The organism is Streptosporangium album, assembly GCF_014203795.1.
GTDB lineage: Bacteria > Actinomycetota > Actinomycetes > Streptosporangiales > Streptosporangiaceae > Streptosporangium > Streptosporangium album.
This window is the reverse complement of sequence record NZ_JACHJU010000001.1, coordinates 3,660,009-3,686,079: the sequence shown is the minus strand read 5'-3', so window position 1 is coordinate 3,686,079 and position 26,071 is coordinate 3,660,009. Positions and strand designations below refer to the sequence as shown.

Annotated in this window: 24 protein-coding genes, 1 tRNA gene and 5 pseudogenes; 15 read left to right on the top strand and 15 right to left on the bottom strand. The window is 66.7% G+C overall.

All coding sequences use genetic code 11. The features are described 5' to 3' along the window. Positions 1-145: 145 nt before the first annotated feature. Positions 146-721, bottom strand: a complete 576-nt coding sequence (gene dcd, locus FHR32_RS17680) for a dCTP deaminase (protein WP_184755302.1) — start codon at positions 719-721, stop codon at positions 146-148. 107 nt (positions 722-828) lie between these two features. Here dcd and FHR32_RS17675 point away from each other — a divergent pair. Continuing rightward, positions 829-902, top strand: a tRNA-Gly gene (locus FHR32_RS17675). A gap of 349 nt (positions 903-1,251) precedes the next feature. On the opposite strand, the pseudogene FHR32_RS17670 reads toward FHR32_RS17675, so the two are convergent. Both FHR32_RS17670 and FHR32_RS17665 read right to left on the bottom strand, forming a co-directional pair. Then, a pseudogene (locus tag FHR32_RS17670) lies at positions 1,252-2,109 on the bottom strand (IS701 family transposase); the annotation flags it as partial. Between the two features lie 45 nt (positions 2,110-2,154). After that, a pseudogene (locus tag FHR32_RS17665) lies at positions 2,155-3,806 on the bottom strand (ISAzo13 family transposase). Here FHR32_RS17665 and FHR32_RS17660 point away from each other — a divergent pair. Beyond that, the gene (locus FHR32_RS17660; RefSeq protein WP_184755301.1) at positions 3,805-5,901 is read left to right on the top strand and encodes a recombinase family protein; all 2,097 of its coding nucleotides are present in this window, start codon (positions 3,805-3,807) and stop codon (positions 5,899-5,901) included. The pseudogene FHR32_RS17665 and the gene FHR32_RS17660 overlap by 2 nt on opposite strands. An 80-nt stretch (positions 5,902-5,981) precedes the next feature. On the opposite strand, the pseudogene FHR32_RS44500 reads toward FHR32_RS17660, so the two are convergent. Both FHR32_RS44500 and FHR32_RS17655 read right to left on the bottom strand, forming a co-directional pair. Beyond that, positions 5,982-6,461, bottom strand: a pseudogene (locus tag FHR32_RS44500) (ISAs1 family transposase); the annotation flags it as partial. Beyond that, positions 6,458-7,054: a transposase family protein gene (locus FHR32_RS17655; protein ID WP_184754538.1), complete on the bottom strand. Its 597-nt coding sequence runs from the start codon at positions 7,052-7,054 to the stop codon at positions 6,458-6,460. The pseudogene FHR32_RS44500 and the gene FHR32_RS17655, both read right to left, overlap by 4 nt. A gap of 150 nt (positions 7,055-7,204) precedes the next feature. On the opposite strand from FHR32_RS17655, the gene FHR32_RS17650 reads away from it, so the two are divergent. From FHR32_RS17650 to FHR32_RS17640, 3 genes are all read left to right on the top strand, one after another. Further along, entirely contained in the window at positions 7,205-7,552 is a 348-nt protein-coding gene (locus tag FHR32_RS17650) for a hypothetical protein (protein ID WP_184755300.1), read from the top strand. Positions 7,553-7,954: 402 nt separating this feature from the next. Then, the gene (locus tag FHR32_RS17645; protein WP_184755299.1) at positions 7,955-8,200 is read left to right on the top strand and encodes a hypothetical protein; all 246 of its coding nucleotides are present in this window, start codon (positions 7,955-7,957) and stop codon (positions 8,198-8,200) included. Further along, on the top strand, positions 8,197-8,622 hold the full coding sequence (locus FHR32_RS17640; RefSeq protein ID WP_184755298.1) for a type II toxin-antitoxin system VapC family toxin: 426 nt from the start codon (positions 8,197-8,199) through the stop codon (positions 8,620-8,622). Before FHR32_RS17645 ends, FHR32_RS17640 begins: the two co-directional genes overlap by 4 nt. 258 nt (positions 8,623-8,880) lie before the next feature. Here the strand turns inward: FHR32_RS17640 and FHR32_RS17635 are convergent, their stop codons facing one another. Both FHR32_RS17635 and FHR32_RS17630 read right to left on the bottom strand, forming a co-directional pair. Further along, the gene (locus FHR32_RS17635) at positions 8,881-9,129 is read right to left on the bottom strand and encodes a hypothetical protein (RefSeq protein ID WP_184755297.1); all 249 of its coding nucleotides are present in this window, start codon (positions 9,127-9,129) and stop codon (positions 8,881-8,883) included. Positions 9,130-9,186: 57 nt separating this feature from the next. After that, entirely contained in the window at positions 9,187-10,002 is an 816-nt protein-coding gene (locus FHR32_RS17630) for an HARBI1 family protein (RefSeq protein ID WP_184756530.1), read from the bottom strand. 247 nt (positions 10,003-10,249) lie between these two features. Here FHR32_RS17630 and FHR32_RS17625 point away from each other — a divergent pair, with 247 nt between their 5' ends. Further along, positions 10,250-10,537 (top strand): transposase, encoded by a 288-nt coding sequence (locus FHR32_RS17625; RefSeq protein ID WP_184755296.1) that lies wholly within the window; start codon positions 10,250-10,252, stop codon positions 10,535-10,537. Continuing rightward, the gene (locus FHR32_RS17620) at positions 10,504-11,415 is read left to right on the top strand and encodes an IS3 family transposase (RefSeq protein WP_184755295.1); all 912 of its coding nucleotides are present in this window, start codon (positions 10,504-10,506) and stop codon (positions 11,413-11,415) included. The genes FHR32_RS17625 and FHR32_RS17620 overlap by 34 nt, the downstream gene beginning before the upstream one ends. Before the next feature lie 6 nt (positions 11,416-11,421). Here FHR32_RS17620 and FHR32_RS17615 read toward each other — a convergent pair whose 3' ends face one another. Then, entirely contained in the window at positions 11,422-11,826 is a 405-nt protein-coding gene (locus tag FHR32_RS17615) for a hypothetical protein (RefSeq protein ID WP_184755294.1), read from the bottom strand. Between the two features lie 1,267 nt (positions 11,827-13,093). Between FHR32_RS17615 and FHR32_RS17610 the strand changes: the two genes are divergently transcribed. From FHR32_RS17610 to FHR32_RS17600, 3 genes are all read left to right on the top strand, one after another. Then, entirely contained in the window at positions 13,094-13,642 is a 549-nt protein-coding gene (locus FHR32_RS17610; RefSeq protein ID WP_184753076.1) for a hypothetical protein, read from the top strand. A gap of 188 nt (positions 13,643-13,830) precedes the next feature. Further along, positions 13,831-14,610, top strand: a complete 780-nt coding sequence (locus tag FHR32_RS17605; RefSeq protein ID WP_184753075.1) for a transposase family protein — start codon at positions 13,831-13,833, stop codon at positions 14,608-14,610. Positions 14,611-14,763: 153 nt separating this feature from the next. Further along, positions 14,764-14,907 (top strand): hypothetical protein, encoded by a 144-nt coding sequence (locus FHR32_RS17600; protein ID WP_184755293.1) that lies wholly within the window; start codon positions 14,764-14,766, stop codon positions 14,905-14,907. 44 nt (positions 14,908-14,951) lie between these two features. Here FHR32_RS17600 and FHR32_RS17595 read toward each other — a convergent pair whose 3' ends face one another. The 5 genes and pseudogenes from FHR32_RS17595 to FHR32_RS17575 all read right to left on the bottom strand — a co-directional run bounded on the left by FHR32_RS17595 (position 14,952) and on the right by FHR32_RS17575 (position 19,500). Further along, positions 14,952-15,866, bottom strand: a complete 915-nt coding sequence (locus FHR32_RS17595) for an IS982 family transposase (RefSeq protein WP_184752293.1) — start codon at positions 15,864-15,866, stop codon at positions 14,952-14,954. Positions 15,867-15,957: 91 nt separating this feature from the next. Then, positions 15,958-16,872, bottom strand: a complete 915-nt coding sequence (locus tag FHR32_RS17590; RefSeq protein ID WP_184752293.1) for an IS982 family transposase — start codon at positions 16,870-16,872, stop codon at positions 15,958-15,960. A 182-nt stretch (positions 16,873-17,054) separates the two neighbouring features. Beyond that, positions 17,055-18,291: pseudogene (locus FHR32_RS17585) on the bottom strand (IS701 family transposase). A 73-nt stretch (positions 18,292-18,364) separates the two neighbouring features. Next, the gene (locus tag FHR32_RS17580; protein WP_221466002.1) at positions 18,365-19,006 is read right to left on the bottom strand and encodes an IS630 family transposase; all 642 of its coding nucleotides are present in this window, start codon (positions 19,004-19,006) and stop codon (positions 18,365-18,367) included. Beyond that, positions 18,892-19,500, bottom strand: a complete 609-nt coding sequence (locus tag FHR32_RS17575; RefSeq protein ID WP_184752715.1) for a helix-turn-helix domain-containing protein — start codon at positions 19,498-19,500, stop codon at positions 18,892-18,894. Before FHR32_RS17575 ends, FHR32_RS17580 begins: the two co-directional genes overlap by 115 nt. Positions 19,501-19,527: 27 nt before the next feature. On the opposite strand from FHR32_RS17575, the pseudogene FHR32_RS17570 reads away from it, so the two are divergent. The 5 genes and pseudogenes from FHR32_RS17570 to FHR32_RS17550 all read left to right on the top strand — a co-directional run bounded on the left by FHR32_RS17570 (position 19,528) and on the right by FHR32_RS17550 (position 24,753). Continuing rightward, a pseudogene (locus FHR32_RS17570) lies at positions 19,528-20,831 on the top strand (replication initiator). Beyond that, complete coding sequence (locus FHR32_RS17565) at positions 20,828-21,082, top strand: excisionase family DNA-binding protein (protein WP_184755292.1); 255 nt, start codon at positions 20,828-20,830, stop codon at positions 21,080-21,082. The pseudogene FHR32_RS17570 and the gene FHR32_RS17565 overlap by 4 nt, the downstream one beginning before the upstream one ends. Continuing rightward, the gene (locus FHR32_RS17560; RefSeq protein WP_184756576.1) at positions 21,082-22,272 is read left to right on the top strand and encodes a tyrosine-type recombinase/integrase; all 1,191 of its coding nucleotides are present in this window, start codon (positions 21,082-21,084) and stop codon (positions 22,270-22,272) included. The genes FHR32_RS17565 and FHR32_RS17560 overlap by 1 nt, the downstream gene beginning before the upstream one ends. A gap of 827 nt (positions 22,273-23,099) precedes the next feature. Next, positions 23,100-23,459 carry a hypothetical protein gene (locus tag FHR32_RS17555; protein ID WP_184755291.1) on the top strand — a complete coding sequence of 120 codons (360 nt, stop codon included), beginning with the start codon at positions 23,100-23,102 and terminating at the stop codon, positions 23,457-23,459. A gap of 58 nt (positions 23,460-23,517) precedes the next feature. Further along, a complete protein-coding gene (locus FHR32_RS17550) occupies positions 23,518-24,753 on the top strand; it encodes an IS701 family transposase (protein WP_184755290.1) in 1,236 nt (411 codons plus the stop codon). A 199-nt stretch (positions 24,754-24,952) separates the two neighbouring features. On the opposite strand, the gene FHR32_RS42990 is transcribed toward FHR32_RS17550, so the two are convergent. Both FHR32_RS42990 and FHR32_RS42985 read right to left on the bottom strand, forming a co-directional pair. Then, complete coding sequence (locus tag FHR32_RS42990; protein WP_221465446.1) at positions 24,953-25,651, bottom strand: hypothetical protein; 699 nt, start codon at positions 25,649-25,651, stop codon at positions 24,953-24,955. Further along, positions 25,605-25,991, bottom strand: a complete 387-nt coding sequence (locus FHR32_RS42985; RefSeq protein ID WP_221465445.1) for a transposase — start codon at positions 25,989-25,991, stop codon at positions 25,605-25,607. The genes FHR32_RS42990 and FHR32_RS42985 overlap by 47 nt, the downstream gene beginning before the upstream one ends. Positions 25,992-26,071: the final 80 nt, after the last annotated feature.

Below are 26,071 nucleotides of genomic sequence, written 5' to 3'. Positions count from 1 at the left end.
CTCTGCACCGCCGCCCCGTCACGGCCGGTTTCGCGGGGCTCCGGAGCGCCGGGAACCTCATGCGGCCCGGGAACGCCGCAGGCGCAGTGATTTCGGTCACGGCAGTCCCATGAGCCGCCGTCGTGATCGTCCGCCTCCGCACCTCTCAGACGCGGGTCCGGTGGAAGTTCAGATAGGAACGGCTCGGCGTCGGCCCCCGCTGCCCCTGGTACCGCGAGCCGTACTTCTGCGAGCCGTAGGGGTGTTCGGCGGGCGAACTGAGCCGGAACATGCACAACTGGCCGATCTTCATCCCAGGCCAGAGCTTGATGGGCAGCGTCGCGACGTTGGAGAGCTCAAGGGTCACGTGCCCGTTGAAGCCGGGGTCGATGAAACCCGCGGTGGAGTGGGTGAGCAGGCCGAGCCTCCCCAGCGAGCTCTTCCCCTCCAGCCGCGAGGCGATGTCGTCCGGAAGGCTGATGACCTCGTAGGTGCTGGCCAGCACGAACTCACCGGGATGCAGGATGAACGGCTCGTCTCCATCGGGCTCGACCATCCGCGTGAGGTCGGGCTGCTCGACCGCCGGGTCGATGTGCGGATACCGGTGGTTCTCGAAGACCCTGAAGTAACGGTCCAGACGCACGTCGACACTGGACGGCTGGATCATCTCCGGCTGGAAAGGGTCAAGCTTGACCCTGCCGGACTCGATCTCGGCGGCGATGTCACGATCGGAAAGCAGCACGTGAGGCAACCTACCAACGCCGCGTCCCGGGCAGACCAAGAAACCCTGCCGGCGGACTGCGAGAGTTGCCCGAAGTTCCGCTACAGTAGTGGGCGCGGCAGACCGCTGCGGGTGTAGTTCAATGGCAGAACATCAGCTTCCCAAGCTGACAGCGCGGGTTCGATTCCCGTCACCCGCTCCACGATTTCTCAGACAAGCACATCTGGCAACAGTCTGAACGCCGACACATGCCGAGGCCGGATCAGCGTGAAGTCACGGCGGTCGATCGTGGCAATCTGCGTGACGCCTAGACGCTCCGCGATGGCAACCACGGACACATCAGCCGGGTCGAGACGAGTACTACATCCGTAGATTTTGAGGGAGTGGATCTCCTCGTCGGCGGTAGTGGTTGACCAGGGCACGGGTCTGATGGGCCTGCCGGAAGAAAGACCAGGCCAGGACATGGCCGATGGCATTGGCTGCGGGGATGAGGATCCGGGCCAGGACGCGGCGGATCTCGGCGACAGAGGGCCGGATCAGCCGGATCGGCATCAGCTCGGACGCTCCCGGAGACGATGGCCTTTTCCCTGCTCAGACCCGGCGCCGATGACAGGGAACGCCTGCTCGGGGCAGGACCGGTGGTCATCGAGGTGGGCATGGCTGACGGCGAGGAAGGCCAAGGCGAGCATGACGGTGCTGACGTGCCGGTGCCAGCCATCCCATTTACGGACCTGATACTGGGTCAGACCGAGCAAGTCCTTGCCGGTCTCGTTGTTCTCTTCGATCTTCCACCGCGCTCCGGCGACGCCGATGAGTTCGGTGACGGGGGTGCCGGTGGGGGCATGGGCCAGGAAGAACTCGACCTCGGCCGGGTCGCTGATGCTGCGACGGATCACGATCGTGTGGGCGTGGCCGTCAGCGGGCCGCTGCTCGGCCAACGTCGCGGACACGGCCGTCCAGTCGTAGGCGCGCACCCCCTTGGTGCCGTTGCCGCACGAGCGGCGCTCCCACCGGCCCGGGTTCGCCTGGGCCAGGAGCCGGTCCAGTACATGACCGACCGGTTCGGTGCCGCCTCGCAGCTTCAGGACGGGCAGGTCGACGGGAACGGCCATCACGTAGGCGATCTGCCGGGTATGGCAGAACGCGCGCAAGCCCGGGTCGCGGCCGTAACCGGAGTCGGCGGCGAAGTAGCGGAACGGGGTGCCGGCGGCCATCTCCTCGGTGAGCATGTCGATCACCTGCTGCGGTTTGGTGGCGAAGACGACCTGCTCGGGGACGCCTGCCACCGCACGCCGGGCACCGTCACCGGCCCAGCTTCGGGGAAGGTACAGCCGCCGGTTGACGAAGGCGTGTCCGGCTGAGGAGGCGTAGGTGAGCATCGGCATCACCTGGCAGTTCTCGATCTGGCCGGGGGCTTGTTCGTGAATAACTGTCAGAGTTGATCTGCGGGGCAGTCATCGGCGGACGTAATACGATCTTGCAGTTGCTCGAGCGTACGTGCGGGCGATCCGGGGATCGGCGTGACGGAGATTTTGTGCAGGTCGAGGATCCGGTGGCCATCTTGGAACTGGTTGGACAGGTTGGTGCGGGTGACGCCCAGCAGGCGGGCTAGGAGGGTGCTGGTCGCGGCCTTGCGGCGACGGAGTAAAGCGGTCAGGAGCCGGTGGAAGTGATCTAGGCTGCTGGTCTGCGGATGGAGGTAGCGGCGCGGGCGGTGGAAACGGCGTTGAAAGGCCGCCTCTGCCAGCGCGTCCCAGTAGGGCTCCGAGATCTGCACCAGGCGGGCGAAGTCCGAGCGCGGCATGCCGGTCAGGGCCGGATCGGTGAGCATCCAGGTCACGTCCGGATCGATCGGTTGGTTGGTCTCGGCTTCTTCGGAAAGTCTGGGAGGGGTGGGGGCCAGGGTGTAGTTCCAGTCGCCGTGGAATGCATCGGGTGTGATCGGCAGGGCATGGAACTCGGCGGGCGTGACGGCGGTGCCCAGTGGGTAGTTGCCGGTGTCCAGTTCGGCGCTGACTCTCAGTCCGGCCTCTGTTGTCGTCGCGGCGATCGTCTCGATGACGACCTGGTAGCTGGTCAGCGGGCGGCCACGCCAGTTGGCGGTGATGTGGCAGAACATCCGGTGCTCGATCTTGTTCCACTTCGAAGTGCCGGGAGGAAAGTGGCAGACCGTGATCTCAAGGCCGCTCTCGCGGGCGAAGTCGTGTAGTTGCTTCTTCCATGTCCAGTAGCGGGGGTTGTTGGAGCCACCGGCGTCCGCGGTGATCAACAGCCGGGTGGCGTGCGGGTGGTCGAGACAACCGCGGCGTCGCCACCAGCGGCGGACGGACTCCACCGCGAACTCGGCGGTGTCGTGATCGGTTCCGACGTTGACCCAGCCGCTGTTGGTGGCGAGGTCGTAGATTCCGTAGGGGATGGCCACTGGCTGGTCGCTGGTGACGAGGGTGTGGCTGTCCACCTTGATCGGGTTCTTTCCCGGTTGCCAGGTACGTCCAGGCCGGTCGCGGTTGCCGAGCCACTCTTTGGCTTTGGTGTCGATGCTGATCACCGGCTGGTCGTCGTCGAGGAAGGCGGCGGCGGTGGCGTTGAGATGGGCAAACTGGGCGTCGCGATCCGGATGCCGGGTGCCTTCGGTGGTCTTGGCCGTGCCCTGCAGGCTGTAGCCCAGGCCGTGCAGCAGGTGGCCGACGGTTGTGGCACCGATCGGATGCTTCTGCGCGGAAAGGGCATGGGCCAGGCTGCGCAGCGACAGCGTGGTCCAGCGCAGTGGGGAGACGGGGTCGCCGCGAGTGTGCGGCTCGATCAGTGACTCAAGGGCCGGTAGCAGGCCGGGGTCGGTGACTGTCAGCGGTTTGCGCCCGGCGCCCGAGGCCCGGATGCGGCGGGTCGGCGCGGGGTGCGTCTCCAGCTCGATGATGCCACGCGCGATGGTGGCGGTACTGATGCCGGAGGCTGCGGCCACCAGGGCAATCCCGCCATGGCCGAGCACGGCGGCCTCGCTGGCCAGGTAGAGGCGACGGCACCGCTCGTCAAGGTGCGGCAGGATCTGCTCGAACTTGGCCCGCAGCTCGGCTGCGGGTACATCTTCCTTCGAAGAGGCGGTCATGCTCCAGCGTCTCACCGTCGACCCGGTCCCGCAGATCAACTCTGACAGTTATTCACGAACAAGCCCCCTGGTAGATCGGGCGGTCGCACTCGGGTGGGCGGCCTGCCGGGTGATGGTGATCGACGACGATCTGGGCAAGTCCGGGACAAGCGCGGTGGATCGTGTGGGGTTTCAGCAGCTGGTAGCCGAGATTAGCTTGGGCCATGTCGGGCTGGTGCTGGGCATCGATATGTCGCGCCTGGCGCGATCAGGGAGAGACTGGTATCAGCTGCTGGAATTGTGCGCGTTGTCGGGTGCGTTGCTGGCCGATACCGACGGGGTGTACGACCCGGCGGACTACAACGATCGGCTGCTGCTGGGGCTGAAAGGGACGATGTCGGAGGCTGAACTTCACCTGATCAAACAGCGGATGCAGGCCGGGCGGGTCAACAAGGCCCGCCGTGGGGAGTTGGCCATCGCGCTGCCGCTGGGGTATTGGCGCCGCCCGTCTGGTGAGGTGGTCTTGGACCCCGACGAGCAGGTGCAGGCCGTCGTACGGTTGATCTTCGCTATGTTCGACCGGATCGGCACGATTCAAGGCGTGACCCGCTACCTCGTCGAGCACGGCATCGAGATCGGCATGCGGGCACGCTCAGGGCTGGACAAGGGCGAGGTCGTCTGGCGTCGTCCGGCCCGCGCCACGCTGACCTGCCTGCTCAACAGCCCGATCTACGCTGGAATCTACGTCTACGGCCGCCGCCGGGTCGACTCTTTCCGGCAGGTCCCCGGCCGGCCCAAGAGCGGCCGGACCGTCCAAAAGCCGGATCAGTGGCTGGCGATGATCGAAGGAGCGCTGCCGGCCTACATCAGCGTCGAGCACTACCACCGTAATCTGGAACGGCTGGCGGCCAACCGGCCTCAGCCCGCGGCTCCAGGCCCAGCCCGTGAGGGTCCTGCTCTGTTGGCCGGGCTGGTGCGCTGTGGCCGGTGCCGGCGGCGGATGACGGTGGCCTACCACGTCAACCGCGTCGGCGGCGGCTCGACGCCGCGGGCGAACTACGACTGCGCCGGCGCGCGAGCCGAGTGGGGCGGCCCGCTGTGCCAGCATCTGCGCGGCAGATGCCTGGACGACTTCGTCGCCGGTGAGGTCCTGGCCGCGCTGGCCCCGGCCGCCCTCCAGGTCTCGTTGCGGGCCGCCGAGCAGATCGTCGCCAACCGGGCCGCGCTGGAGCGGATCTGGCGTCAACGCCTGGAACGCGCCGAGATCAACGTGCAGCGCGCTCGGCGCTGCTACCGCCTGGCCGAACCCGAAAAACGCCTGGTAGTGCGCCAGCTGGAGAAGGAGTGGGAGCAGGCGCTGGCGGCCCGGCAGCAACTGAGCGAGGACTACCACCGGTTCGCCCAGAGCACTCCGGCCGTTCTCACCCCGGCCGAACAGGCCACCATCACCGCTCTGGCCGCCGATCTGCCGGCGCTGTGGCGAGCTGCGACGACCACCGACGCCGACCGCAAGGAGATCATTCGCGCGGTCGTCGAGGAGGTCACCGTCGAGGTGCGCGGCCGCAGCGAACTGGTCGATGTCACCCTCACCTGGGCCGGTGGGCGCACCACCCAGGCCGTTATCCGTCGCCCGATCCGCCGGTTCGACGATCTGAGCTACTACCCTCAACTCGCCGCTCGTGTCCGTGAACTGGCCGATTGCGGCCTGCACCCCGCCACCATCGCCGAAACGCTCAACGCCGAGGGGTTTCACCCGGCCAAGGATCACGGCCGGATTGGCCACATCACTGTGATGGAGATTCTCCGGCGCAGCGGCCACCCGATCGCCTACCGCCGCGAGCCCCGGCCCGTCCACCCCGACGACGCCCCGCGCGAGTATGAATGGTGGTTGCCCGACCTGGCCGCCGAGCTGAGCATGGCCCACAGCACGCTGCGCCGTTGGATCACCCTCGGCCACATCACCGGCCGTCAGGAGACCCGGCCGCCCCACCGCTGGATCGTCCACGCCGACCCCGCCACCCTCGCACAACTACGTGACCGGTTCGACCGAGCCTGCGGCCGGACCACCCGCGTCCACCCACGATTCGCCGACAACCCGAAGTTCCACCTTCCGTAGGCGCAGACTGCTTGACATATCTCCACTCCCCAGTGCGCGCGTTCGTAATGGTTGAGCTGGGCGGGCCCGGCCAGCGTGGTGGGCATGCCGGTGATGCCGTACACGATCTCCTTGCTGGTCCAGACGCCGTCCAGGTCGCCGACGTCGCGGCGGAGCCGGAAGGCTTGGCGGAGCCGGAAGGCTTGGCGGGCACCGGGGAACAGGGCGTCGTCTGCTTCGGCGGTGCGGATGGTACGGCGTTCGGTGCGGTTGTGCCCATGGTCGTCGTCAGTGGCGGTGGTCGCGGTCCAGTCGGTGTCCGGGCCGGTCAACAGGGCTTGGGCGGCGGCGCGGGCCAGCGGCTGATTGCCCTTCAAAATGAGGATGTAGTGGGCGTCCAGATGCTGGGTGATCAGGCGGGCGGTGGCCTTGGTGGTGTGCAGCGCGTCCAGGGTCAGCACCATCCCGGCCGCGTCCAGCCGGGCCAGCAGGGCACGGGCGGCGGGTCCCTCCCCACGTTTGTCGGCGACCTGGCATTGGCCCAGGATTACGCCGTGCTCGTGGCTGATCGCCCCGATCAGGAAGACCCGCCCGCCCTGCTCGGTCCGGGCGCCGCGACAGGCCTTGCCATCGAGGGCGGCGCCGGGCAGTAGCCCGGCCGGGGCGGGATGGGTGTCCTGTCGCTGGGCTGCGCGCCGCTGCTCGCGCTCGACCGGCCCGGGGTGTCGGGAATCGGCGGCACCGGCGCCACTTGACGGACCACCTCGGCCACATAACCGCTGATCGCCGTGTCCAGCGCGTCGGCGTCCAGGTCGGCGAGGACCCGACGGAAGGTCCGCTCGCTGGGCACGATGAACAGGCCGGTGAACGGATCGTGGTAGGCGCCCAGCCGCTCCAGCACTGCTTGCGAGGTCCTGGCGGCCCACTGCCGGATCGCCGCGACGCTGTCGCCGCCGACCACGAGCGTTGCGCACGCCGTCAACGTCAAGATGACCACCAGCGGATGCCGCAGCCCGCAGGCTGAGCGCCGCTCAGGTACGGCCGCCAACCGGCGCATCAACGCTGATTCCACCACGACCGGATCAGCCGTCAGTTCGGATTCCCACAATGCCAGGTCGGTGAGCTGGTCAAGAGTAGCGGCGGGAGGAGAGCTGGTCAGGGAAGATGGGGACACGAGCGCGACTCCTGCGGTGATCTTCGGATTTGAGACCTGAAAGATCAGCAGAAGTCGCGCTCTTTCGTCTTCCACCTGGCCAAACGCTCAACGTCGCCATACCGCATCAGAACCCGGGAACGCCGGGGCCCTGGTCTCCATACGGGTGTCGTGGACTTCACGGTGGCCGTTGCGGACCGTGATCCAATAGCAGATCTTGAGGGTTACGAGGATGTGGCGGAGATCAGTTTTGAGTCCTTGACCGGCCGGTTCTCGCTGGTGGAGTGGGGAGATGAGGCGACCTATCATCTCCCGCCGCTGCCTGCCGGTCCCGGAACGTACCGCCTGAGATACCACGGACGAGGGATGGATGAGGCGTACGAGGCGGACACCTCGGACGTAGCGGTCGATCACTATCTCCTGCAGATCTGGCCTGCGCCACCGCACGACTCCGCCGTGCTCAAAGCCACGAGCTCAACCCTTCGGAACTGGTTGAGCTGGGCTTCAGGTCAGTCGTGAGTGCGATGATCCGCCCTTCGCTGGGGCCAAGATCAACTGATCTGACGCGCGAGCGAGAGCAGGCTCAGAAAAGATCAAGGCCCGAGTGGCGAGTCTCTTCCTGTGGGTCTTGAAGCATGGAGCGGGTGACGGGAATCGAACCCGCGCTATCAGCTTGGGAATCATCTACTGACTTGGTGCTCTGAGCTGGGAAAACGGGGGTGCAGGCCAAGGCGGGTCGGTTGACCGTGAGTCCCCGTGAGTGACCGTGGTTCCCCGCCTGTTCTAGCACGCATCTGGCGCGAAGTCTCGACGTCGAGAGATCTCCTGGCGATTCGGAGGACAGCGGGTCGGCCCGTACCAGGCCGTTGGGTGTAGCGGTGTCGCTGTCGCAAGCGGAACCGCTTGCGTAGACTCGTGGTCATGAGCGCCGGACATGCGCATGAGGAGCTTCATCACCTGGTGGACCGGCTTTCGCCGGACCAGGCGCGTCGTCTCCTGCGCTTGGTGAAGACAGATCCAGAACTGGCTGAGACGGCGGACGAAGAACTGTCTGAGCCGGTTCGACGTCGTCGTCTGTCGATCGCTGGAATTGGCGCATCCGGCGAAGGCGATCTGTCGGAACGGGTCGAAGATCTGCTGGCGGAGCGGTTCAATCGGTCAGTATGACCGCCACGCTCCTGGACACCGGCCCCCTGATAGCTGTCGTCGATCGAGATGACAAGCACCATGCCTCATGTGTGCGGCTCCTGGAGGAGCTGGAGGGACCACTCCTCCTGCCCTCGACGGTCTTGATTGAAGCTGGTTGGACGATCAACAGGCACATGGGGCCTGCCGTACATGCACAGTTTCTTGATCTCGTGACCGAAGAGTTCGAGTTGGTCGATCTGCTTGCTGCCGATGTACGGCGCATGGCTGAACTCGTCCGGCTTTACAAGGACGCTCGTCTCGACCCGGCTGATGTGTCCGTGGTTGCCATCGCGGAGCGTCTAGGCGTCACGCAGATTGCCACGATCGACCGCCGTGACTTCACGCTGATCCGGCCTCGGCATGTGTCGGCGTTCAGACTGTTGCCAGATGTGCTTGTCTGAGAAATCGTGGAGCGGGTGACGGGAATCGAACCCGCGCTGTCAGCTTGGGAAGTCTCTGGCGAGGCTGGGTGTTGAGCTGGGGGAACGCTGACCTGCGGGGGAGCGCTTCGAATACCCGTCATTCCCCGTGAGTCCCCCTTGATCGCCTTCCTGACGGGCACGCAACGGGCACGACGCCAGTACGCCTACCCGAACTGCATCAGCAGTTCCGGGCATGGCCGCTCTGATCAGTCGCACATGGACCAACGCGCCTACGCTCTAGGCAGGGGCCTGTGAAACGTGAAGCCCCCGGACGACCGCGTCGAGCGCGTCCTTCGCCGACTCGGACGTGGTGACCCTGAGCACCAATCCGTGATCCGCCACCCACATCATGTCTGTGCGATCCCCGGAGACCACTGGATCGGTGGCCTTCTTGGGCTCGACGGGATGCCGCATGACATTCAGGGCAAGGATGTCCAGAGCATCGCTCATCTTGTGCTGTGGGCGGTAGACGGACACCTGCACCATTCGACCACCGTCGCCTCGCCAGCGAAGCGCCGTTCCGCTCAGGTCAGTGAGTCATTGTCAGCAACCGGCGTTCACGCTGGGTGACAGCTGCTTGTGAGCTTGCTCCCGGTGGAAGAGGACGAGCGCCGCGGCGACGATACCGCCGATCTTCCAAGGGCACTTGCTGACGTTCCGCAGTGCCTTGAACCGCATCTTGAGCTGGGCGTTCGCTCGTTCGGCGAGGGCTCGGAGCGCACCGTGGACCTTGTTGTACTGGATCTGATCGTCGGTGAGTGTGCCACCCCGAGACCTCTTGTACGGCAGGCGAAACCCCATACCCGCATCGACGTAGCCGAGGTCGGCCAACGTGATCAGCCCGTCCTCGGCGGCCTTGGCCAGCGGGTCGAGGAGGCCGTGCAGGCGGGCACAGGTGAGATCGTGTTCACGACCGGGCCGTACCTCAGAAGTCCACAGCGGGTCGCCGCCGGGGCTGGACAGGACCTGAATGTTGCCGCCGTGCTGCTTGTGTTTTCCACTCCACCACAGGTCGGCGCCGTTCGGGCCCAGGGCGCGGCAGCGGTCGGTTTCGATCAGCGTGCCATCCAGATGCAGGCGGGTGTAGCCGGCGGCCTTCGCCGCCGTGAGCGCCTCCTGTAGCGTCGGCGCCTGGGCCTTCAATACGGTGACCCCTTCTTCGACGTACCGATCACAGGTCGCGTGCGAGATGGCGTTATCGGCGGCCGGCCGGGCGATCCGAGCGCCGTCCACCAGCCAGCGGATGATCAGAACGGCCTGCTTGAACTCGCCCAGCGCCCGAGTGCCCGCGCGGGTGCGGCGCCGTACCCGCTCGGCGCGCAACAGCCCGGCCAGAAACAGCACAACCTCGCGCGGCATGTCCAACTCGGCTGTGTAGGTGATACTGGAGGTCACGTGAAGCCCTTGTGTGCGGTGCGGTGGATCCTTCGACAAGACCCACCCCTACCAGGGGCTTCACGCTTTTCTCTACTTGATCACTCCCACGCCCGCCGTGATCGGCTACACACGGTCATCGACCGTTGCTGACAACGTCTCAGTGAGGAGCCCCCAGTCTTCCGGACACGGTGCCCAGTAGGGTGCTGACTGATCTGGAAGGAACGGGTACGTGGCAGGAAAGAACTACGCCCAGGAGTTTAAGGACGAAGTCGTCAAAGCTGTCTTGGACGATCAGGTGACGATCGGGCAGGCCGCGAAGGATTTCGGGGTTTCACGGGAGACCGTACGGAACTGGGTGAGCAAGGAAAAGCGTCGCCGGTCGGGGAACACCGAGCAGGCGCGGGATGCCGCGGAGCGAGCGCGGGTCCGTGAGATGGAACGTCGGATCGCCGAGCTCGAACAAGAGAACGCCTTCCTAAAAAAATGTGCCGCCTTCTTCGCGAAAGAGCAGCGGTAAGCGAGCGGTACACGCTCGTCCGTGCGGAGGAGGCCGACTTTCCCGTGGCCATGATGTGCCGTCTTCTCCATGTGTCGACCTCGGGATACTACGAATGGAAGGATCGCCCGCCGTCGGTCACCGAACAACGCCGACGCGAGCTCGCGGAAAGAATTCAGGAAATCTTCGACGAATCGGGCCGTACCTACGGCTACCGGCGGGTGCACGCTGAGCTGCTGCGCTCGGGCCAGGTGGTCGACGACGAGCTGGTGCGCCGGCTCATGCGGCAGATGGGGCTGGTTCCGGTGCAGGTCAAGCGGCGTCGTGGGCTCACCGTGGCCGACGCGCAGGCCGATCCGATCGCTGACCTGGTCGGGCGGGACTTCACCGCGTCGGCGCCCGGCGCCAAGATGGTCGGCGACATCACACAGATCGACACCGGCGAGGGGCCGCTGTTCTTGGCCACGGTCGTCGATTGTTTCTCCAAGTCGGTTATCGGGTGGTCGATCGATATGCGCTATCCGGCGAGTTTGGTGTGCGCGGCGATCGAGATGGCCGCGCAGCGCATTCCTCTTCCGGTGGATGCGATATTCCATTCTGATAGGGGAAGCCAGTACACCTCGGCTGAGTTCGGGCAGGTACTCGAAAGGCGCGGGATTCGGAGGTCGGTGGGGAGAACCGGGATATGTTTCGACAACGCGATGGCTGAATCGTTCTTTGGAAAGCTGAAGACCGAGCTGGTGCACCATCGGTCGTTCGCCACCCGCGCGGAAGCGCGTCGTGCCGTCATTCGGTACATCGAGGGCTTCTACAACTCCAGGAGGCTGCACTCCGCGTTGGGATACAGACCTCCCGTCGAAGTGCTCGATGAATGGCTGACGAATAGCACGGCGGCGTGATATGATTCATTTACTCCGGTGTCCGGAAAATGCGGGGCTCGTCACAGCGGCCGTTGCGGGCACGGCTTCCGGCTGGCTGAGGCCATCAGGCAGGTAATGTACTTCAACCCCATCGACCTTGAGGGCAGGGGTGCCCGCGGCGGGGGTGCTGGCGGCGATTTGAGCGGGCTGTGAGGTGACGACATAGGCCGAGCCTGCCGCCACCGCGACGAGTACGGCCGCGACCGTGGCAACCAGCTTGGGGCGGGCTACCCTTCGCCGAGGCGGTATCGGAGCGGTTTCCTCTGCCGGCATCTGGGGCTCGGGCTGTGACAATCCGTCCTCCTCCTCATTACAACGAGGATCAACAGTAACGCAGACGCGGATTCGTAGAAGATCGAAGTTGGTGCGGCCGAACGTCTGGCGCTTCAAAGTTTTGATCTGGAAGCGCTCTGATCTACGACTGTGGCCAACCCCGATACTCAGTGAGTCAGGGTGAGGAACGAACCCTGACTCGTCGATCGCCCCTAGCCAGAGCGGACTTCAGCCACGATGAGGCGATCGTAAGGGTGCAACCCGGAGCCGAAATGCCCCCGCCGGAGACTGGTGGTTATGCTCGCCAGATCGAGCGAGGGCGAGTCGTATGGGGTGGATGTGTCTGCTCGTGATCGCAGGTTGGCCCGGGGGACGTCTTGGCCGTTGACCCGGTCGGATCTGGGTGAGGTGCTCGGGGAGGACTTCCCGCACGTTCAGGAGTTGGAGTTCTTGGGTGAGACGCCGCAGGACTGGGTCCTGACGGTCAGGTGGCGTCCTGGTCGTGCGGGCGGTATCCATCCGGATGTCTACGGGATCGCGCTGTCGGTTCACCCTGTTCGGTCCGCGGATCGTGCTGAGATCCGGGAGGCGCTACGCAAGGCCGTCCTGCCAGAGTTGCGGGGTTGGATAGCCCATGCGGTGACGGCTACCGAGACCTGGAAGGCCGTGTCCCACTGGTGCGGGTGGCAGTGGATGGAGAACCGGGTGTTTGAGCCGAAAGAGACGTCATGAGGTGATTACCCCGGAGTCTGAGTGCTCCCGCCGGAGGCGGAGGATCGTAAAAGTAAGCTCGTGATGTGGCGAAGCAAACCCGTGGTTACCGCAACTACCGGAGCAACAATCAGTTGTGGGACGACATGGGTGAGCAATGGACACGAGTTCGGGGAAATACGTACGGCATCAGCACCCAACGTGCGTCAGAGCTTTTCGCCGACAGTGCGACACGTGTTGGACTCTGGGGAGCGCCCAGAGGAACAGTCCTTTGGGCAGAATCACCGGCGGAGCGGGAGCAGGTGTGGGCTCGCTACATGGATGCGGAGACGGATCCGGACCTGGATATCGAGATGACGGAGTGGTCGCGGCCAGGCAGTGGAAGGCTGCTGCTTTTTGAGGAGCGCTGCTGACGCGGCCCGAGTGGCGGGCGCGCGCGAGAACGGCCCCCAGTGAGCTAGTTCCATCCTGTCCTCGCAGGTCGGAGGGGGTGGCCTGGCGGTGTTGAGTGTGCTCTCTCCTGGTAGACGGCTGGGATCATGGGTCTCGATCGTCCGCCGGGGGCAAATGTGGATCTTCCGGCTTTCGTCTGCGCTGCCCGGCCTGGGGTCGTTATCGTCCGTGTCCTGGTGATCTCGCCAGGTAATCGTTGTCTTGTCGGCCGGGGGAAGCCATGTCGTCACCGCTGCTGGAGCGCATCACCATGCGCCTGGTCGCGCTGGGCACGCACGCCGATCGGTTGCGCGAGCAACTGGCCGAGACCGAAGACGAGATGGACCGGCTGCGTGTGGCCGAGCAGGTGGTCAAGGAACTCCTCGCCGACGATCCCGCCGAGCAGCTCAACGCACCCGGCGAGCCCGGCGGTGAGCCGACGCCGTTCTACCAGGTGATGCTCACCCCAGCCCAGGCAGCAGAGCAGGCCTCCCAGGGGATAGAGCTGCGCCCCATACCCGTACCCGTACCCGCGTCCGTGCCCGTGCCCGGCGGTTTGCTGATCCCGCACCGTCACCACGCTGCCGGCACTGATGAGCTGCCCGCCGACTACCAGGCGCTACTGGCCGCGGTACGCGCCGCCGACGGCCCCCTCATCTGCAAGGCGATCTGCGCCCAGCTCAGCCTTTCCACCGAATCGGGGCAGGTCGAAGGCGTGCGGGCCAAGCTGAACCGGCTGGCCGAGCGGGGCTGGCTGCGCAAGACCCCCAGCGGCGCGTTCGCCCCCTGACCTCGGGCAGCCCACTGCGCCCACTGCCGCTTCCCGCAGCCCCTGGCCAGGCCCTGCCCGGGTGAAACATCCCGAGCGTGTCCCCGGCGGGGGCCTGGCGGCGTGTGACCACAACCAAAACCACGACATCGACAACGTCGAAGGCTTCGACGTCCGCCGAAGACACGCCCTCGCCTGTCTACTCCTGCATGCTGCCGCTGTCCACCCAAACCCTCACCTTCCTGGCCGACCTGCTGCGCGCTCATCTCAAGACCATCGGCTCGCGCTGGCGGAAACTGCCCGCCGGGAAGATCGCCACCATCGTGCTGGCCGTCTTACGCCATGACCAGCGCCTGGCCGACATGGCCGGCGCCAACAACGTCTCGGCCTCCACCGTGCGACGCTGGATGCTGGAGACCGTCGAACTGCTCGCCGCCCGCGCACCCCGCCTGGACCGCGCCCTGAAGAAGATCGCCAAAGCCGGTGGTGAGGTCGTCCTGCTGGATGGCACCCTGATCCGCACCCGCCGCCGCACCGGAGCCGACAACCGCAGGAACTACTCGGGCAAGCACAAGGCCCACGGGCTGCTCGTGGTGGCGCTCACCGACACCCGCGGCAACCTGCTGTGGGTCTCCGCCGTCCGGCCTGGTCGCGCATCGGAGATCACCACCGCCCGGCACAACCGCCTCACCGCCCGCCTGCGCGAGGCCGGGCTGGGCGCTATCGCCGACCTCGGCTTCGTCGGCCTGGACGACGATGACGACAATCCGGTCATCATCACCGGCCGCAAAGCCACCCGCGGCAGGCCCCTCACCCCCGCGCAAAAGCAGGTCAACCGGCTCATCAGCGCCGAACGCGCCCCCGTCGAGCACGGCTTCGCCACGTTGAAGGCCTGGCGCATCCTCACCAAGCTCCGCCTGGACGCCATCCACGTCACCAAGCTGCTCCGCGCGCTGATGGTCCTGGCCATCACCGAACACACCCGCTGACCGATGATCACCCACCATGATCAGTACCCACCACCAGCCAGAGCATGCCCTCAACGGATCACACCAGGCCCCTGACCAGCAACTTCAAGTTGGAACGATCTCAATCTGCAGGAGGCGTGGTGGCGGATCTTCCGCCACCATGCCCTGGCCGGAGTGTCCTTCGCTGATAGCAAGGACATCGACCACGCCACCCGCATCGCCACCGCCCAGCTCAACCAGCGGGCCAAACCCTGGGTCTGGGGACGGCCACCACCGGCCCCCAGACACCTACGCCGCCAGTTCGTCTACAGCCTTTGAGGAACGGAGCACTAGATGATTGAGTCCAAGGGCTTCGGTCACAGTTAGTGGTCGTAGGCGATCAGGGATCGCTTGATCGGTTGTCCAGTCTTGTCGTTGTGCCAGATTGCGGCGGTCAGTGCCAGGATCCGTGTCAGTACGCGGATGATGACGCCAGCAGGAGTACGGGCACCGTGTCGTTCCAGGTCGAGCTGGCCCTTGAAGGTCTGGTTGATCGACTCGATGGTCTGCCGCAACGGCTTGAACAAGCGTGCTCCGGCCCGCTCGGGCTCACCCTTGCGGGCTGGGCGCAGCAGCCTCAGGTCACGCTCGGTGAGGGCCTGCTCGAAGGCGCGGCCGTAGTAGTTCTTGTCCGCGATGATCGTCTGACCGGGACGGGCGGCCACCATCTCGGGTGCCGAATCCAGCATCCCGAGCAGGGTCTCGCGCTCGTCGGCCTTGGCGCCGGTGAGCGCGAACGCCATCGGCAGCCCGCCCAGGGTGCACAACAGGTGCAGCCGCAATCCCCAGAAGTACCGCGAGTGGGACGCGCAGTAGCCGTACTGCGCCCACCCGGCCAGATCGCTGCGCTTGGCCGTCTCCCGGGATCGGCCGCACTCCACCGGCGTGGAGTCGACCAGCCACACGTCGTCGCTCCACAGCGAGGTGTCGGCGGCCAGCATCCTGATCATGTGCAGGACCAGGCCGGACGCTTTGCGTAGCCGCTTTCCGTACCCGGACTGCCCGGGCAGGTAAGGAAACATGTCCCTCAGTTCGGTGTGGGCATAGCGCACCCAGCGCCGCTCGGAGGTGAAGCCCAGCAGAGCCGACATCACCGCCAGTGTCACGAGTTCGGCGTCGCTGAGGGCGGGTGCGATCCCCGTTTTCGGCCGCCATGGCAGCAGGTCCGGCGATGCCTTCACCGCGTCGTCGATCTTGACATAGAGTGCGGTTGCGAGGGTGTTCAGTTCTGTCGTCACAAACGGATCTTGAACGCCCTCGCCCTATTTTCGCAGGCGATCCCTTGGACTCAATCGTCTAGATGATTGAGTCCAAGGGCTTCGGTCACAGTTAGTGGTCGTAGGCGATCAGGGATCGCTTGATCGGTTGTCCAGTCTTGTCGTTGTGCCAGATTGCGGCGGTCAGTGCCAGGATCCGTGTCAGTACGCGGATGATGACGCCAGCAGGAGTACGGGCACCGTGTCGTTCCAGGTCGAGCTGGCCCTTGAAGGTCTGGTTGATCGACTCGATGGTCTGCCGCAACGGCTTGAACAAGCGTGCTCCGGCCCGCTCGGGCTCACCCTTGCGGGCTGGGCGCAGCAGCCTCAGGTCACGCTCGGTGAGGGCCTGCTCGAAGGCGCGGCCGTAGTAGTTCTTGTCCGCGATGATCGTCTGACCGGGACGGGCGGCCACCATCTCGGGTGCCGAATCCAGCATCCCGAGCAGGGTCTCGCGCTCGTCGGCCTTGGCGCCGGTGAGCGCGAACGCCATCGGCAGCCCGCCCAGGGTGCACAACAGGTGCAGCCGCAATCCCCAGAAGTACCGCGAGTGGGACGCGCAGTAGCCGTACTGCGCCCACCCGGCCAGATCGCTGCGCTTGGCCGTCTCCCGGGATCGGCCGCACTCCACCGGCGTGGAGTCGACCAGCCACACGTCGTCGCTCCACAGCGAGGTGTCGGCGGCCAGCATCCTGATCATGTGCAGGACCAGGCCGGACGCTTTGCGTAGCCGCTTTCCGTACCCGGACTGCCCGGGCAGGTAAGGAAACATGTCCCTCAGTTCGGTGTGGGCATAGCGCACCCAGCGCCGCTCGGAGGTGAAGCCCAGCAGAGCCGACATCACCGCCAGTGTCACGAGTTCGGCGTCGCTGAGGGCGGGTGCGATCCCCGTTTTCGGCCGCCATGGCAGCAGGTCCGGCGATGCCTTCACCGCGTCGTCGATCTTGACATAGAGTGCGGTTGCGAGGGTGTTCAGTTCTGTCGTCACAAACGGATCTTGAACGCCCTCGCCCTATTTTCGCAGGCGATCCCTTGGACTCAATCGTCTAGTAGGGCTTGGTTAGGTGGGGACGGGCTGGGCATGTCTGGGTAACGCGCGGCGGCAGGTGGGGCAGATACCGGCCCAGCAGGCCAGAAGCAGCTGCAACTCGGCGATGACCCGGTAGGTGCTCAAGCCGCAGCCGGCGCTTTTGGGTTGAGCCTTTCAAGGGTGCAGAACGCGTGAGCGACCGAGACCAGGGTGACGTGATGATGCCAACCGCTCCACGTGCGACCCTCGAAGTGGTCCAGGCCCAGGCCGGTCTTCAGCTCACGGTAGTCGTGCTCGATGCGCCAGCGGATCTTCGCCAGACCCACCAGACGCCGCAGCGGAATGTCGCCGGGCAGGGTGGACAGCCAGTATTTGGTCGGCTCCGGCTCGCCTGGCGGCCATTCGGCCAGCAGCCAGCACACCGGCAGTTCCCCGCCCGCATACGCGCGGCGGATCCGCACCCCCGCCGGCCGTACCCGCAGCGCGGCAAAGCGCGAGCGCAACGGCCCCTTGGACCCGGTCCGCCACCGCACTGTGTGCAGCGCGCGCCGCCCGCCCTCCAGCACCAACTGCCGGGCGCTGATGCGCCGCTGCCGGTAGCGGGGCACCGGCCGCCGCCCGGTCCCCGCATACGGCGCGACGCTGCGGCAGGCCTCGGCCTCCAGCAGCGCGGTATCGGAACGCACCCCCACCACGTAGGGGAATATCGCGCTCGGTCAGGCCCAGGCGAAAGGCCCCGTCTTGACCGTAGCCCTCATCGGCGACCACCAACGGCGGATCCAGCCCCCAACTCTCCAGTTCGTCGATCATGTCCAGAGCCAGCTGCCACTTGGGCACATGACCGACGTCGGCGGGGATCCGGCAGCGCTGCCGGCGTGCCGCCACCGCGGCCGGATCCTCCGTGCGCGGCGAGGCCGCATCCCACTGCTCGGGCACGAACAACCGCCAGTTCACCGGGCAGGAGGCGGCGTCGGTGACCAGATGCACGCTCGGCGCGACCTGGCAGTTCGCGGTCTTGCCCAGCGCCCCGCAATACTGCGCGGCCACCCCCGGCGACTCCTGGCCGTCCTTGACAAAGGACACATCATCGACCACCCATGCCACCGGGTTGATCGCCGCATCCATCCGCCAGGCCAGCTCGGCCAAAACCAGCTGATGCGCCCAGGGGGCATCGGTGCAGAACTGCTGCAGCCCTTGGCGATCCACGCCCAGCCGGGCCGCCATCGGCTCCATCGATTTCCGTGCCCCGTCGGTCAGCAGGCCGCGCACATACCGCTCGCCCCACCGCCGCTGATCAGCACGGGCGAAACCGGAGAACATCTCAGCGGCAAACGTCTCCAGCCGCGCCCGCACGGCCTCGAGTTCTTGAGGGGTCATCTTCCCTCACCCCCAAACAGGTGACATACCGTCCCCTACCCGAGGTAACCAAGCCCTACTAGTGCTCCGTTCCTCAAAGGCTGTAGACGAACTGGCGGCGTAGGTGTCTGGGGGCCGGTGGTGGCCGTCCCCAGACCCAGGGTTTGGCCCGCTGGTTGAGCTGGGCGGTGGCGATGCGGGTGGCGTGGTCGATGTCCTTGCTATCAGCGAAGGACACTCCGGCCAGGGCATGGTGGCGGAAGATCCGCCACCACGCCTCCTGCAGATTGAGCCAGCAGGCGCCGACCGGGATGAACGCGTGCTGGATGCGGGGATGGTCGGCCGGCCATGTGCGGGTGGCGAGGCTGTTGTGACCGGACAGGTTGTCGGCGATCACCCAGATGTCACCGTGGCCGGGGTTGGCGTCCTCGACCCGTTGCAGGAACCGCTGGTAGCAGTCGCTGTTGCGGGAGGCGGCGGTCATGGTGACCGCGGCGCCGTCGGCGACGCGCAGCGCACCGTACACCCAGGTCTTGTCGGGGCCGCGGAAGTATTCCAGCGGCGCTTTGATCCGGTGGCCGTCGGCGGACCAGGCGGGCGCGGGGCCGAAGGTACGCGGGGTCACCGGCCCCAGCTCGTCGGCGCAGACGACGACCGCGCCGTCCGGCGGGTCGGTGTACAGGCCGACGACCTGCGTTCTTTTGCGGCGAAGTCCGGGTCCTTGCTGGTGGTCCAGGACCGGGTGCGGCGCCATCTCACCCCCTCTTTCAGAAGGATCCGGCGCACCTGGGAACGGTGAATGTCGATGCCCTGCTCACGGGCGGCGGCGGTGAGGGCATCCAGGGTCCACACCGCCGGCCCATCCTCGTCGTCGGCCTCCAGCTCACCCCAGGGCTCCCAGCGCAGCCGCCCGGGCGGTATCGTCTTGACCAGCGCGATGAGCCGCGATCGTTCGGCTTGGGTGATCCGCGGTCTGCGACCGGGCCCGGGCCGGTCACCAAGCCCGTCGATGCCTTCGGCGTTGAAGCGGCGCAACCGGCGGCGCACGGTCTCCGGATGACAGCCCAGCATCGCGGCGATGGCCGGGCCGCGCATCTCCTCCCAGCTCAACACGACGATCTGGGCGCGCTGGATCCAGTCGGCCGGGGCGTGCCGGGCACCGGCGAGTTTACGGATCTGGCGTTCCTCCTCGCCGTCTCGCGGCGCTCGAGCGTGCAGCAGTTTCGGCATGATGACACCACCTCCCTGTCATCCACGATGCCCCTGATCAGGATGGCTGGCCACCGCTCAGCTCAACACCCTTTGAGGAACCCAGCACTAGGCGGCCGGACGGCTCCCAAGCGCTCGCGCTCGACCAAGCGACGCCAGGATGCCCCGGACCTGCCCAAGCGGGCCAAGCAGGACACCACCCTCGGCCGGACCTTCGTCGCCTCCGATGGCAGGGTCTACCGTCCGTCGCTGTTCGTCACCCTCACCCTGCCCTCCTACGGCAAGATCCGATCCGGCCATGGCGTGCCGGTCGACCCGGCCACGTACGACTACGCGCGGGCGGCTCGGGACGCGCTGCACTTCTCCAAGCTGGTCGACCGGTTCGTGCAGAACCTCCGCCGGGTGGCCGGCTACGACGTGCAGTACTTCGCGACCGTCGAACCACAAAAACGGCTCGCCCCCACCTGCACATGGCCATCCGCGGGACGCTGCCCCGTGCGGAGATCAAGCAGATTGCCGCCGCGACCTACCACCAGGTGTGGTGGCCGTCGGTGGATGAGGTCCGCTTCGACGGTGACCACCTGCCGGTGTGGACCGCGCGGGATGAGCGCGCTGAGCCGTACCCGGACGGGCAGAGCGGCGACTACCTCGACCCGGTCACGGGGGAGCTGCTGCCCACCTGGGATGAGGCGCTCGACGAGCTGGACCGGGACGAGGCGGCGGAACCGTTGCATGTGGTCCGCTTCGGTGATCAGGTCGATGTTCAGGGCATCGTCGCCGGGTCGCCGGACGCCCACAAACGCATCGGCTACCTGACCAAGTACCTCACCAAGAGCCTGGGCGACACCCTCGACCCCGACGACATCGGCTACCACGCACGGCGTGATCACGCTGCCCGGATGGTCGAGGCACTGCGCTACGAACCGTGCTCGCCGACGTGTGCGAACTGGCTGCGCTACGGCGTGCAGCCTAAGGGCGCCAAGGCGGGCATGGTGCCGGGCCGGTGCCGCAGCAAGGCGCACAAGCCCGAACACCTCGGCTACGCCGGTCGTCGGGTCCTGGTCTCGCGCAAGTGGTCGAACAAGACCCTCCGCGAACACAGGCAGGACCGCCGGGCCTGGGTGCTGGATGCGCTCGGCCTGCCCGACGAGACGGCCACCGACCCGCACCGCTACGTGTGGCGACCGGTCTCCACCAAGGACCCGACCCGCACTCCGCTGGCCAAGCGCCTCCTCCGGGGCGTCGCCAACCGGCACCGCACCCGGAAACGCCTCCTCGAACTCCAAGCCAGAGCGGACGGACGACCCATCGAAGATCTTTCGGCAACTTCACCGCCGGGGGTGGCCGCATGACCAGGAAGATCAATGAAGAGCCCGTCTCGCTCCTTCCCGAACTGGCGCAGGGCCGGTTGCTCACCGTCGAAGAGGCCGCCGAACGGCTGAACACCTCGGTCCGCTTCCCTCGCCGCCTGATCGAGGAACGCCGGATCACCTTCATCCACGTCGGACGCAACGTCCGCATCCCCGAAGCGGCACTTGAGGCGTTCATCGCGGCGGGGCTTGTCGAACCGATCACCACCACACGACGCAGGAGGGCCGCGTGATGGCCAAGACCGCTGTTTCCACCCCCGAGGAAGAGCCCCGGCGGTCGGGTGCAAGGAAGACGGTCAAGAGGCGCTTCGGGCGCGTTCGGCAACTCCCGTCGGGCCGGTGGCAGGCTCGCTACAGGGGACCGGATGACATCGATCGGGCGGCCCCGGAGACCTTCGCGACCAAGCGCGACGCAGAGGTCTGGCTGACCAAGAAGGAGGCCGAGATCCTCGCGGAGGACTGGAGCAATCCGGACCTCGGCAAGGTGTCCTTCAAGGAGTACGGCTCCGACTGGGTGGACGAGCGCCCCGGCCTGCGGCCCAAGACGGTCCAGCTCTACGAGGGCCTGTTCCGCCTGCACCTGGTCCCGACTTTCGGCAACCTGGCCGTGAGCGAGATCAAGGCGGCTCACGTGCGCAAGTGGCGCAAGACGCTCCTGGACGGAGAAGTCGGGCCGGTCACCGTCGCCAAGGCATACCGGCTGCTCAAAGCGGTCATGAACACGGCGGTGGAGGACAAGATGATCAAATCCAACCCGTGCCAGATCAAGAGCGGCGGCAAGGAGGACTCCCCCGAGCGGCCGACGCTGACCATGGAACAGCTCTTCATCCTGGCCGGCGCGATCGAACCACGGTTTCGGGCGCTGGTGCTCCTGGCGACGTTCGGCAGTCTGCGGTGGGGCGAGCTGGCGGCACTCCAGCGCAAGAACCTCGACCTGGACGCCCGGACGGTCAAGGTCGTGGCCTCCACCACCGAGCTCAAGGACGGATCGGTGACCGTCGGCCCACCCAAGTCCGCGGCGGGCAGGCGCACCGTGGCCCTGCCCGAAATGGTGATCTCCGAGCTCCGTGTGCACCTGGACAGGTACACCGATGATCACGAAGAGGCGTATGTCTTCCTGGGCGCGAAGGGGGCCATGCTGCGGCGGCCCGCCTTCACCCGCATCTGGGCCAAGGCGCTCAGGGACGCGAAGATCTCGGGCGTCCACTTCCACGATCTCCGCCACACGGGCAACAAGTTCGCCTCCCGGTCGGGCGCGACGCTCCGGGAGCTGATGAACCGGATGGGGCACTCGACCACGCGGGCGGCGCTGATCTATCTGCACACCGAGAACGAGCGAGACAAGATGATCGCCGACAGCATGGGCAGGCTCGCCGAGGAGGCACTACGGAAGAACGAAGATCAAGAGGGATCGGGCACGTAACGGGCACGGAAGATCGAAATGAGCCCCGGAGAGAACGGAAGCCATGTCGGGAAACAATCCCTGACCTGGCTTTTCTTACTTGGAGCGGGTGACGGGAATCGAACCCGCGCTGTCAGCTTGGGAATCGCATGGATCACGGCCGTTAGGGGCGCTGACCTGGGCGTGGGTCCGGTCAGGAGCGACCGTGGTTGACCCCTCGTCACCCTGTCTGATTGCACGCCAATTGCACGACGATCAGCCCGTGCCCTGGCCCTGGTCTGCTCGGCTTGTCCCGGGTCGATGGCGACGGGATGATCAGCCTCTACCTCAGCCCCCTACGGTCTTCGGCAATGTGCGGGCGATCATCCTGGAGCTGGAGCGCCCCCGCCGGAGGCATCTCAAGAGCACATCCGACCGGCGTCGGCGGTCCACGACCGAAACACCCCAGTGTGTCACGCCTCGGGCTGAACTCTCTTCCGCTTTTCACACTTATCTGCACTTTGACTGGCTGGGCGCTCGGGGTGTCATTTCGACTTCTCCTGTTAGTCAGCGGCTCACGGGGACCTGGAGACGTCGAGGTCGACGGTTGGCCGTCGTGGCCAACTGGGTGTCCTCGCATTTGGTTCGCGGGAAGGTCCTGTCCGTGGCTGTCCTCGGTCGCGCTGGCCCAGTCCTCGGCCTCGGTTAGCGCAACGTCCTGTCACTCTGACGAGAGCACGTCGAGAAGCGCGCGTGGCAAGATCGGGATAACGTGGCGCCCTCTGGAGGAGATCGACAATGTCGATGGACCAAGGCACCACCTTCAACCATCGCGCTGGCGTGGAAACGTTCTGCGAGAAGGAGGACGCGTGACAGTGGCACGAGTACTGGTGGTCGGTCTCGATCCCGCCAAGATCCAGAGCTGGGACCCGGAGCCGGTCCAGGCGGCGATAGCACGCGGTCAGGCCCGTTTCGACGATCATGGTATCGAGGCCGACTGGTGCCTGGTGGCACTCGACGAGAACCCGGAAGGAGCGATCGTGGAGGCGCTGACCCGCAAAGACTACGTCTGCGTGGTGATCGGGGGCGGCATCCGCAAGCACGAGCCGTTGCTCGAATTTTTCGAGAAGGTGGTCAACCTGGTCCGGCAGCACGCGCCCGACGCAGCCATCGCCTTCAACAGCAGCCCCGAGGACTGCGCCGACGCAGCTCTGCGGTGGCTGCGCTAGTAGGGCTTGGTTACCTCGGGTAGGGGACGGTATGTCACCTGTTTGGGGGTGAGGGAAGATGACCCCTCAAGAACTCGAGGCCGTGCGGGCGCGGCTGGAGACGTTTGCCGCTGAGATGTTCTCCGGTTTCGCCCGTGCTGATCAGCGGCGGTGGGGCGAGCGGTATGTGCGCGGCCTGCTGACCGACGGGGCACGGAAATCGATGGAGCCGATGGCGGCCCGGCTGGGCGTGGATCGCCAAGGGCTGCAGCAGTTCTGCACCGATGCCCCCTGGTCGCATCAGCTGGTTTTGGCCGAGCTGGCCTGGCGGATGGATGCGGCGATCGGCCCGGTGGCATGGGTGGTCGATGATGTGTCCTTTGTCAAGGACGGCCAGGAGTCGCCGGGCGTGGCCGCGCAGTATTGCGGGGCGCTGGGCAAGACCGCGAACTGCCAGGTCGCGCCGAGCGTGCATCTGGTCACCGACGCCGCCTCCTGCCCGGTGAACTGGCGGTTGTTCGTGCCCGAGCAGTGGGATGCGGCCTCGCCGCGCACGGAGGATCCGGCCGCGGTGGCGGCACGCCGGCAGCGCTGCCGAATCCCCGCCGACGTCGGTCATGTGCCCAAGTGGCAGCTGGCTCTGGACATGATCGACGAGCTGGAGAGTTGGGGGCTGGATCCGCCGTTGGTGGTCGCCGATGAGGGCTACGGTCAAGACGGGGCCTTTCGCCTGGGCCTGACCGAGCGCGATATTCCCTACGTGGTGGGGGTGCGTTCCGATACCGCGCTGCTGGAGGCCGAGGCCTGCCGCAGCGTCGCGCCGTATGCGGGGACCGGGCGGCGGCCGGTGCCCCGCTACCGGCAGCGGCGCATCAGCGCCCGGCAGTTGGTGCTGGAGGGCGGGCGGCGCGCGCTGCACACAGTGCGGTGGCGGATGGGGTCCAAGGGGCCGTTGCGCTCGCGCTTTGCCGCGCTGCGGGTACGGCCGGCGGGCGTGCGGATCCGCCGCGCGTATGCGGGCGGGGAGTTGCCGGTGTGCTGGCTGCTGGCCGAATGGCCGCCCGGTGAGCCGGAGCCGGTCAAGTACTGGTTGTCCACGCTGGAGGCCGATGTTCCATTGCGGCGTCTGGTGGGTCTGGCGAAGATCCGCTGGCGCATCGAGCACGACTACCGTGAGCTGAAGACCGGCCTGGGCCTGGACCACTTCGAGGGTCGCACGTGGAGCGGTTGGCATCATCACGTCACCCTGGTCTCGGTCGCTCACGCGTTCTGCACCCTTGAAAGGCTCAACCCAAAAGCGCCGGCTGCGGCTTGAGCACCTACCGGGTCATCGCCGAGTTGCAGCTGCTTCTGGCCTGCTGGGCCGGTATCTGCCCCACCTGCCGCCGCGCGTTACCCAGACATGCCCAGCCCGTCCCCACCTAACCAAGCCCTACTAGTCGGTGGTTTGTTAAGGCGGGGCGTAGAGGTTGAGGGATCGCCCCGCGGTGACGGCTGTGACCAGGGCCTGTAGTTCAGCGGGCGGGGGCCTGCTCGACCAGTTGCGCCACCAGCGTTGCAGCAGTGCGCAGGGGGTCAGCCAACCGCGGACGTGGCGGGCGGCGCGGGGCCAGCACAGTGGCACGGGTGGCACTGTGGCGGTGGGCCCCCCTCTCTCCGCCGTCGGTGTCGGCCGGGGCGGGCGGGAGGTGTGGTGGCGGGACCGGATCGGCGGGCCGGGCATGCCGGCAGAAGGTGAACGCGCAGGCCACCAGGGCCCAGTGGCGGCGGATCGCGGCATCGGAGCGGACCTGGAAATCGGCCCACCCGAGTTCGTCCTTGACCTGCTTGTAGCCCTGTTCGATCCACGTCCGCAGGCCGTAGAGGCGCACGATCTCGGCCAGGCCGGCGGCCGGATGCGGGCTCCAGGCCGCACGGACGCTGCCAGGGCGGGGCAGGTTGGTGGCCAGATACCAGGTCGCCTTGGCCGGCAGCGTCGCCGGGTCGGCGGTCGCGACGATCAGCCGGACCGCCTGGTGCGGGCCGTAGCCGCCCAAGACCGCGTCCGCGGCCCACCACACGGTGCTACGGCCATCGCGAAACCGCCGCACGACCTTGGTCCAGGCGCCCGGCGCTTGGGGACCTCCCCAGGCAAGCTCACGGGCGGCGTCGATCGGCGTGTGCGCCTCATCCACCGGAGCCCAGGAGCCCTGGTGCGGCTTGAGCGCGAGCACGAACGGCCAATCCAGCGGCCCACAGTTCAGCGGTGAAGGCCGCATTGTCGCCGTAGGCGCAGTCGGCCACCAGCGCCCGAAACGGCACGGCGGCGGCCTGAGCCCGACCTGCCAGAGCGGCCGCGAGCTGCGGCTTGGTGCGAAATGCCGGATCGCTGCGGCCGCGAGGCAGCCGAGCGGCGGGGGTGTAGGGCACCGCGTGCAGCGGGTGGTAGACCCGCTCGTCGGCCCAGAGTGTGGTCACTGCCACGATCCCGTTCTCGATCTTCCCGACCGAGCCCAGATACTGGTGGGCGGTGTGCGCGGTGGCGGTGCCGTCCTTGCGGTCCCCTCCTGTCATCGACCACCGGCACCCCGCCCGCATGCGGCGCGGTCACCGGATCGGCCCGCAGCAGCTCAAGGCGCCGGGCGTTGACTTTC